Source organism: Frankia sp. R82, assembly GCF_023716925.1.
GTDB lineage: Bacteria > Actinomycetota > Actinomycetes > Frankiales > Frankiaceae > Frankia.
Genome location: NZ_JAMQQG010000361.1, coordinates 1 through 9,229, shown reverse-complemented (window position 1 = coordinate 9,229; position 9,229 = coordinate 1). Strand labels below are relative to the sequence as shown.

The 9,229-nt window shown below is 74.1% G+C and carries 2 protein-coding genes; both read right to left on the bottom strand.

Annotated features, from left to right (window positions below):
• Positions 1-7,334, bottom strand: a 7,334-nt coding sequence (locus ND747_RS28735) for a type I polyketide synthase (RefSeq protein ID WP_251737390.1), incomplete at its 3' end; no start/stop codon positions are given.
• An 86-nt stretch (positions 7,335-7,420) separates the two neighbouring features.
• A partial coding sequence (locus tag ND747_RS28730) for a type I polyketide synthase (RefSeq protein ID WP_251737389.1) occupies positions 7,421-9,229 on the bottom strand: 1,809 nt, incomplete at its 5' end.

Genomic DNA, 9,229 nt, shown 5'->3' with positions numbered 1-9,229 from the left:
ACCACCCCCGACACCACACCCACAGCCGACTCCCCCCGCGACAAAGCCCCCAACCCCACCAGAAAACCCGCCCGATCACCCGCCACCACCACCCCACGATGACCAAACACCGACCTGCCGGTCACCAACGAAAAACCCACATCCCCCGAAACCACCTCGGGCCGCCCCGACACAAACGACAACAACCGACCCGCCTGTGCCGCCAGACCCGCCGCATCCCGCCCCGACAGAACCCACGGAAAAACCGTCGGCACGACAACCGAAGAATCCGATGTGCCAACCGGGGAATCCACCCCGAAAACAGGAGTGACCACGACACCGGAATCCGCCAGGACGGCCGGTGAACCGGAGCCGGGGGTGCCGTCACCGGCGGCAACACCGAGGTCGGCGCCCGGGTCCACCTCGAGGATCACGTGGGCGTTGGTGCCGCTGATGCCGAACGCGGACACCCCGGCACGGCGCGGGCCGTCCGTGGGCCACGGCGTCGTCTGCGTCAGGAGCTGGACCGCGCCCGTGGTCCAGTCGACGTTCGGGGTCGGCGCGTCGACGTGCAGCGTCCTGGGCGCCACCCCGTGCCGCATCGCCATCACCATCTTGATCACACCGGCCACGCCCGCCGCCGCCTGGGTGTGCCCGACGTTCGACTTGACCGACCCCACCAGCAACGGCCGGTCCGCGTCCCGGGCCTGACCGTAGGTCGCCAGCAACGCCTGGGCCTCGATCGGATCACCCAGCGTCGTACCCGTACCGTGCGCCTCCACCACATCGACCTCACCCGCACCCACCCGGGCATCGGCCAACGCCCGCACGATCACCCGCTGCTGCGACGGACCGTTCGGCGCCGTCAGCCCGTTACTCGCCCCGTCGGAGTTCACCGCCGACCCGCGCACCACCGCCCACACCGGATGACCATGCCGGCGCGCCTCCGAGAGCCGCTCGACCAGCAGGACACCCACGCCCTCGCCGAACCCGGTGCCGTCCGCGGCGGCGGCGAACGGCTTGCACCGCCCGTCCGGCGCCAGCCCCCGCTGCCGGCTGAATCCGGTGAACAGGCCCGGGGTGGACATAAGGGTCGCCCCGCCGACGACGGCCAGCGCGCACTCCCCCGACCGCAGCGCCCGCACCGCCAGATGCAACGCCACCAACGACGACGAACACGCCGTGTCCACCGTCACCGCCGGCCCCTCCAGACCGAAGGTGTAGGCCAGCCGACCGGACGCCACACTGCCCGCGGTGCCGGTGCCCAGATAACCCTCGAGATCCTCGGGAACGGTGGTGACCCGCGCCGCGTAGTCCTGCGACATGAGGCCGACGAACACCCCGGTCTGGCTGCCCCGCAACGTCCCCGGGTCGATCCCGGCCCGCTCGAACGCCTCCCACGACGTCGTCAGCAGCAGCCGCTGCTGCGGATCCATCGCCAGCGCCTCCCGCGGCGAGATCCCGAAGAACGCCGGATCGAACCGGTCGAAGCCGTCGACGAACCCGCCCTCGCGGGCATACGACGTCCCCGGATGGTCGGGGTCCGGGTGGTAGAGGGCCTCCAGATCCCAACCCCGGTCCGCCGGGAACGGACCCACCCCGTCGCCGCCGGCGGCCACCAGTTCCCACAGCTGTTCCGGCGAACGCACCCCACCCGGATACCGGCAGCTCATCGCGACGATCACGATCGGGTCGTCAGCCGCAGCCGGCACCGCCGGCAGGAAGGCGGACGGCACCGCGGCCGCCGGCGAGTCGAGCAGTCTGTCCCGTAGATGGCCGACCAGGGCCGCGGGGGTCGGGTAGTCGAACACGAGCGTCACCGGGAGCCGGACACCGGTCGCGGCACCCAGCCGGTTGCGCAGTTCGACGGCCGTCAGCGAGTCGAAACCGAGGTCCCTGAAGGCGCGAGCGGTGTCGACGGCCTGTGGGGAGTCGTGGCCAAGCACCGCGGCCACCGCCGCCTGCACGATGGTGAGCAGCACCGCGTCACCGTCGGCCACCGGCAGTCCGGCAACCCGGCGGGCGAGCCCGGCCGCCGGAGCCGCACCCTCGCCCGCGGCGGGGACGCCGCCCACGGCCTGCACTGTCGCAGCCCGCCGCGCCCGGGGACGGATCAGGCCCCGCAGCAGATGCGGCACCGTGGTCGCGGCGAACTGGGCCCGCAGGGCGGCCAGATCGAGCCGCATCGGTGCGACGGCTGCCTCGCCACCCTGAAGCGCGGCGTCGAACAGGGCGAGTCCCTGCTCGGTGGACAGCGGTTGCAGGCCGCCACGGGTCAATCTGCGCACGTCGGACCCGTCGAGATGGCCGGTCATCCCGCCACGGCGCTCCCACAGCCCCCACCCCATCGACACCGCGGGCAGCCCGGCGGCGCGCCGCCATGCGGCGAAGGCGTCAAGGACGGCGTTGGCCGCGGCGTAGTTGCCCTGGCCGGGGCCACCGAAGACCGCGGCGGCCGAGGAGAACAGGACGAACCCCGACAGCTCCAGGTTCCGGGTCAGGTCGTGCAGGTGCCAGGCCGCGTCCACCTTGGGACGCAGCACCCGGTCGAGCATCTCGGCGGTCATCGCCGTGACGACGCCGTCGTCGAGGACTCCGGCGGTGTGCACCACCGCGGTGAGCGGGTGTTGCGGCGGCACGGACGCCAGCAGCTCGGCGAGTGCGTGGCGATCCGCCACGTCACACCCGGCAAGGGTGGCGCTCGCGCCGAGATCCGCGAGATCGGCCACGAGCTGCCCGGCCTCGGGGGCGTCGGCGCCGCGGCGGGAGACCAGCAGCAGATGCCGGACACCGTGCGCCGAGACGAGGTGGCGGGCCAGGGCGTTGCCCAGCACGCCGGTGGCACCGGTGATCAGCACCGTGCCCTCCGGGTCCCACCGCGCCGGGTCGTCCGTCGCGGTGGTGTCCTGCGACGGCTCGTCCGGGCGGGGCAACCGCGCCAGCCGGGCGGCCCGCAGCTCACCCGCGCGCACCGCGATCCGCGGTTCTCCCGTCTCCACCACCGCCCGGAGATCCCGGTACAGCGCGCTCACATCGAGATCGACGTCGTGCCCGCCGGCCGGGTCGGGCTTCTCGGCCGTGCCGGGCCGTACGACCGTGCCGGGTGCCCCGGCCCGGGTATCGGTGTCGACGAGGATGATCCGGTCGGGATGCTCCGACTGGGCCGAACGGGCGAGCCCCCAGGCCGCGGCGGCGCCCGGATCGCGCAGCGGATCGTCCGGTCCGGTCGACACCGCGCCGTCGGTCACCAGGACAAGCCGCGACGAGGCGAACCGCTCGTCCGACAACCAGCCCTGCAGCAGGCCGAGCGCCCAGTGCGTCGCCGTGCGTGCCCGCCCGGCGACGTCGCCGACGTCGAGGTCCTCAACACCGGACTGCTCGGCGTCGGACTGCTCGGCGTCGGCCGCGCGCTCGACGGGCGGGGGCGCGAAGGCGACGAGAACGGCGGGCGGCTCGGCGCCGGCGTCCACCGAGGCCGTCAGGGGGCCGAGGTCGGCGTGGACGTCGAGGCCGTCGGGCCGCGGCGAGGCCGGGCCGAGCACCGCCCAGTGCCCGGCGCCGGTCGAGATGGACTCGGGCATTCCCCGAGGTGCGACCGCGACCCACGCCTGGCGAAACAGCGAGTCGTACGGGCTCCCGGCGGCGTTCGGGAGCCCTGCCGTGTTGATCGGACGGACCAGCAGCGACCCGACGGAGATAACCGGCCGACCGGTGTCGTCCGCGCCGAGCAGGGAGACGGTGTCCGGGCCGGTGCGGGTGAGCCGCACCCGCAGCCGACCGGCCCCCGCGGCATGCAGCGACACGTTTCCCCAGGAGAACGGCACCGACCCGGCGGTCGAGCCGGGCAGCAGGCCGAGACCGATCGCGTGCAGGGCCGCGTCCAGCAGCGCCGGATGCAGGCCGAACCGAGCAGCCTCGTCCTGCTGCCGCGCGGGCAGGCCGACCTCCGCGCAGATGTCCTCGCCGACACTCCAGGCCCGGTGCAGGCCCTGGAAGGCCGGCCCGTAGTCGAACCCGGCGCGGGCCAGGTCCTCGTACAGGTCGGTGACGTCAAGGGGCACGCCACCGGCGGGCGGCCAACTCGCCAGGTCGCCCTCATCGCCGGCCGGCCGCAGGTCCGCGGCCGGCGGGCCGTCGACGGTCAGCACGCCGGTGGCATGACGGGTCCACGGCTCGTCGACGGCGTCGACGACGGGGTCAGCGGGGTCGACGCGGGAGTGCACCGTCACCGCCCGTCCGCCGCCTGTGTCCGGACCCGCGAGCATGACCTGGATCTGCACCGCGTCCCTGGGCCCGATGACCAGCGGGGTGTGCAGGGTGAGCTCGTCGATGTGCGGACGACCGGCGTGCTCCCCGGCCTGGATCGCCAGTTCGAGCAGCGCCGTGCCCGGCAGCCAGACGGTGCCCGCGACCGCGTGGTCGGCGAGCCAGGGATGGCTGCTCAACGAGAGTCGTCCGGTGATCAGGACCCCACCCTCGCCATCCGCCAGGGAGACCGCCGCACCAAGCAGTGGATGGCCGACGACGCCCTGTCCCGCCGCGGCGACGTCGATGACCCCGGGTCCCGTCGATTCCAGCCAGTACCGCCTTGTCTGGAAGGCATAGGTGGGCAGATCGACCCGCCGGGTCGCACCGGCGAACACGGGTGTCCAGTCGACCGGAACACCCCGGACGAACACCTCGGCCAGACTGGTCAGGAAACGCCCCGGCCCGCCCTCGCCCCGCCGCAGCGTCCCGAACACCACGGCCGTGGAGTCCGCCACCGTGTCGATCGTCTCCTGCACACCCACCGTCAGCACCGGGTGCGCACTGACCTCGATGAAGGTCTCCAGTCCCGCCGTGAGCAGCGCCCGGACCGTGTCCTCGAACAGCACCGGCTGCCGCAGGTTCGCGACCCAGTACCCGGCGTCCAGCGCCGCCGTGTCCACCCGCTCCCCGGTCACCGTCGAGAAGAACGGCACCTCCGGTGCCCGCGGGGTGATTCCCGCCAACGCGGACGACAGCTGCTCGCCCACCCCGTCCACCTGCGCGCAGTGCGAGGCGTAGTCCACCGGAATCCGTCGGGCCCGCACCCCGGCCGCTTCGCAGGCGGCCAGGAACTCGTCCAACGCCTGCGAATCACCCGACACCACCGTCGACGACGGCCCGTTCACCGCCGCCACCGCGAGCCGGTCGCCCCACGGTGAGACCCGACGGTGCACCTGCGCCACCGGCAGCACCACCGAGGCCATCGCGCCCTGACCGGACAGCTCGGCTGCCACCAGCCGGCTGCGCACCGCCACCACCCGCGCACCGTCGGCCAGGCTCAACGCCCCGGCCACACACGCCGCCGCGATCTCCCCCTGCGAATGCCCCACCACCGCCGACGGCACCACCCCGTGCGACCGCCACAACGCCGCCAGCGACACCATCACCGCCCACGACGCCGGCTGCACCACGTCCACCCGCTCCAGCGACGGCGCTCCCGCCACCCCGTGCAGCACCGCCAGCAACGACCAGTCCACATACGGATCGAGAGCCGCCGCGCACTCCTGCAACCGGGCCCGGAACACCGCGCTGGACGCCAGCAGCTCCACCGCCATCCCCGCCCACTGCGCGCCCTGCCCCGGGAACACGAACACCGGCTTCGGTTCGGCCACCGCCACCCCCGACACCACACCCGCCGCCGACCCGCCCGCCGCGCGTCCTTCCAGACCGGCCCGTCCTTCCGAACCGGCCAGGTCCGCCAGACCGGCCAGCAGACCCACCCGGTCCCCGGCCACGACCACCGCCCGATGCGCGAACATCGACCGGCCGGTGACCAGGGAGTGACCGACGTCGGCCAGGCCCAGCTCCGGCCGGGCCATCATGTGCGTACGCAGGCGCTGCGCCTGCGCCGCCAGCGCGGCCTCGTCCCGGGCCGACACCACCCAGGCGAGGTCGGCCGCGGTCGGGGCATCGCCCGCCGTCTCCCCGGTGTCCGCCGACCCGTCCGCCGGCGCCGCCTCCAGAACAACGTGGGCGTTCGTGCCGCTGAAGCCGAACGACGACACGGCGGACCGACGCGGACGCCCGGTGTCGGGCCACGGCATGGCCTCGGTCGCCAGCCGGACGGCGCCCGACGACCAGTCGACGTTCGGGGTCGGCTCGTCGACGTGCAACGTCTTCGGCACCACCCCGTGCCACATCGCCAGCACCATCTTGATCACGCCGCCGACACCCGCCGCCGCCTGCGTGTGCCCGACGTTCGACTTGAACGACCCCACCAGCAACGGGCGATCCGCATCCCGGCCCCGCCCGTAGGTCGCCAGCAACGCCTGCGCCTCGATCGGATCGCCCAGCGGGGTGCCGGTGCCGTGCGCCTCCACCACGTCGATCTCGTCCGCGCCGAGGCGGGCGTTCGCGAGGGCGTGCTGGATCACCCGACGTTGCGCCGGTCCGTTGGGTGCCGTCAGCCGGCTGCTCGCCCCGTCGGAGTTCACCGCCGTCCCCCGCACCAGCGCCAGCACCGGATGACCGTTGCGGCGTGCGTCCGAGAGCCGTTCCAGCAGCAGGACGCCGACGCCCTCGCCCCAGCCGGTGCCGCCCGCCGATGCCGCGAACGACCGGCACCGGCCGTCGGGCGCCAGCCCCCGCTGCCGGCTGAACTCGACGAAGGCCACCGGGGTGGACATCACCATCGCGCCGGCGGCGACGGCCAGCTCACAGTCGCCCTGGCGCAGGGCCTGCCCGGCGAGGTGCATCGCCACCAGCGACGACGAGCAGGCGGTGTCGACGGTGACGGCCGGTCCGCGCAGCCCGAGGACGTAGGCGAGCCGGCCGGAGGCGATGCTGCCCGAGTTGCCGCTGCTCAGATACCCCTCGATGTCGCGGGGCACCGCCCCGATGCGGGTGCGGTAGTCGGCATAGGAGACACCGGCGAAAACACCGGTCTGGCTGCCCCGCACCGAGCGCGGGTCGATCCCGGCCCGTTCGAAGACCTCCCAGCTGGTCTCCAGCAGCAACCGCTGCTGTGGGTCCATCGCCAGCGCCTCCCGCGGCGAGATCCCGAAGAAGTCGGCGTCGAAGCCGGCGACGTCGTCGACGAACCCGCCCTCGCGGGCGTAGGACGTCCCCGGATGGTCGGGGTCCGGGTCGTAGAGGGCGTCCAGATCCCAGCCCCGGTCCGCCGGGAACGGACCCACCGCGTCCACCCCACCGGCCACCAGCTCCCACAGCTCCTCCGGCGAACGCACCCCACCCGGATACCGGCAGCTCATCGCCACGATCGCGATCGGCTCCTGGTGCCGGGTCGACAGCTCGTCAAGGCGTCGACGGGTCCGGTGCAGGTCGGTCGTGACACGCTTGAGGTAGTCCCGGAGCTTGTCCTCGTTCACCGTGTGGTGCCATCGCTTTCTACGCGGGTGGGGCCAGCCGGGCGGGAATCACTGACGTCGCCGGGCGACGCCGTGGGATGACGCCGTCAGTCCGTCCCGAGTTCCTCGTCGATGAAGGCGAAGATCTCGTCGTCGCTGGCGGATTCGATGCGGTCGGCGGCGTCGTCCAGGTCGGTGTGACCGGTACGGCCGTCCGGACCGGTGCGGTCGGTGCGGTCGTCGGGATCGCGCCGGCCGGGATGGTCGTCGAGGTCGGCGGGACCGGCCAGCGGGTCCGGCGCCGAGGTGGCGGACGCCGGCACGAGTTCCTCCGCGAGGTGGTCGGCCAGTTCGCGGACGGTCGGGTAGTCGAACAGCAGGGTCGCCGGCAGCCGCAGACCCGTCGCCGCGCCGAGCCGGTTCCGCAGGTCCACCGCGGTCAGCGAGTCGAAGCCCAGCTCCAGCAACCCTCGGTCGACCTCGACCGAGCGGCCGTCGGGGTATCCGAGCACGCCGGCGGCGTGCGTGCGCACGAGCTCGCGCAGCAGCTCCCCGCGGCCGGACCCGGCCAGTTCCCCCAGTCGCCGCCGCAGGTCCGTGCCGGCGTCGCCCCGGGACGCCGGCGTGTCCGCGGCCGGCCGCCGCGCCCCGGCCACCAGCGCCCGGTACAGGGCGGGTACGGGACCCGGCGCCCGGCGGACCGCGTCGACGTCGAGTCGGGCCGTGAGCAGGTGCGCCTCGTTCACCGCGAGCGCGGTGTCGAACAGCGCCAGGCCCTGGTCGTCCGACAACGCGATGATCCCGCCGCGGGCGAGCCGGCGCAGGTCCGCGTCCCCGAGCTTTCCGGTCATCCCACCGCGGCGGGCCCACAGGCCCCAGCCCATCGAGACCGCCGGCAGGCCGGCCGCCCGGCGCTGCGCGGCGAAGGCGTCGAGGAAGGCGTTCCCGGCCGCGTAGTTGGCCTGCCCGGCCCCGCCGAAGGTGCCCGCGAGCGAGGAGGCGAGCACGAACGCTGACAGCGGGCGGTCCGCGGTCAGCTCGTGCAGGTGCAGCACGGCGTCCACCTTGGGACGCAGGACCGGGTCGAGGCGTTCGGGGGTGAGCGCGGAGATCATCCCGTCGTCGAGCGCACCCGCGGCGTGTACGACCGCCCCCAGCGGGTGTTCGGCCGGAATCGCGGCGAGCAACGCGGCGAGTTCGGCGCGGTCGGCGACGTCGGCGGCGACCATGGTCACCTGGGCCCCGAGCCCGGCGAGTTCCGCGGTCAGCTCGGTCGCTCCGGGCGCCTCGGGCCCGCGCCGCCCGACGAGGAGCAGGTGCCGGACGCCATGGGCGGTCACCAGATGGCGGGCGAGCACGCTGCCCAGAGCGCCAGTTGCCCCGGTGACCAGCACGGTCGCATCGGGATCCCAGCCGGGTGACGGCTGGTCACCGACCTGGTCACCGACCTGGTCCACGCGGGCCAGCCGGGCGGCGAACAGCTCGCCCCGGCGCACCGTCAGCTGTGGCTCGCCCGCCGCGATCGCCGTCGTGACCGCTGCCGCGACCGCGTCGACCGAGGCGGTCTGGTCGTCCAGGTCCAGCAGGACGAAACGGTCGGGATGCTCCGCCTGCGCCGAGCGCACCAGACCCCACACCGCGGCCTGGGCCAGATCGGGTGCCGCGTCGGTGCCGTCCGTCGCGACGGCACCCCGGGTGACGACAACGAGCCGGCCGGCCGGGCCGGCGTCGGCCAGCCAGATGTGCACGAGCGAGAGCGCCCAGCGGGTGGCCGCCCGCACCGCGGCGCTGACCAGATCCGCGGCTGCGATGCCAGTGCGCGCGGGGTCGGTACTGCTGGTCGCGGTGCCGGACCGGGCCGCGGACTCGCCGACGAAGGGCGCGAGGACGACCTCGGGCGCGCCCGCCCCGAAGCC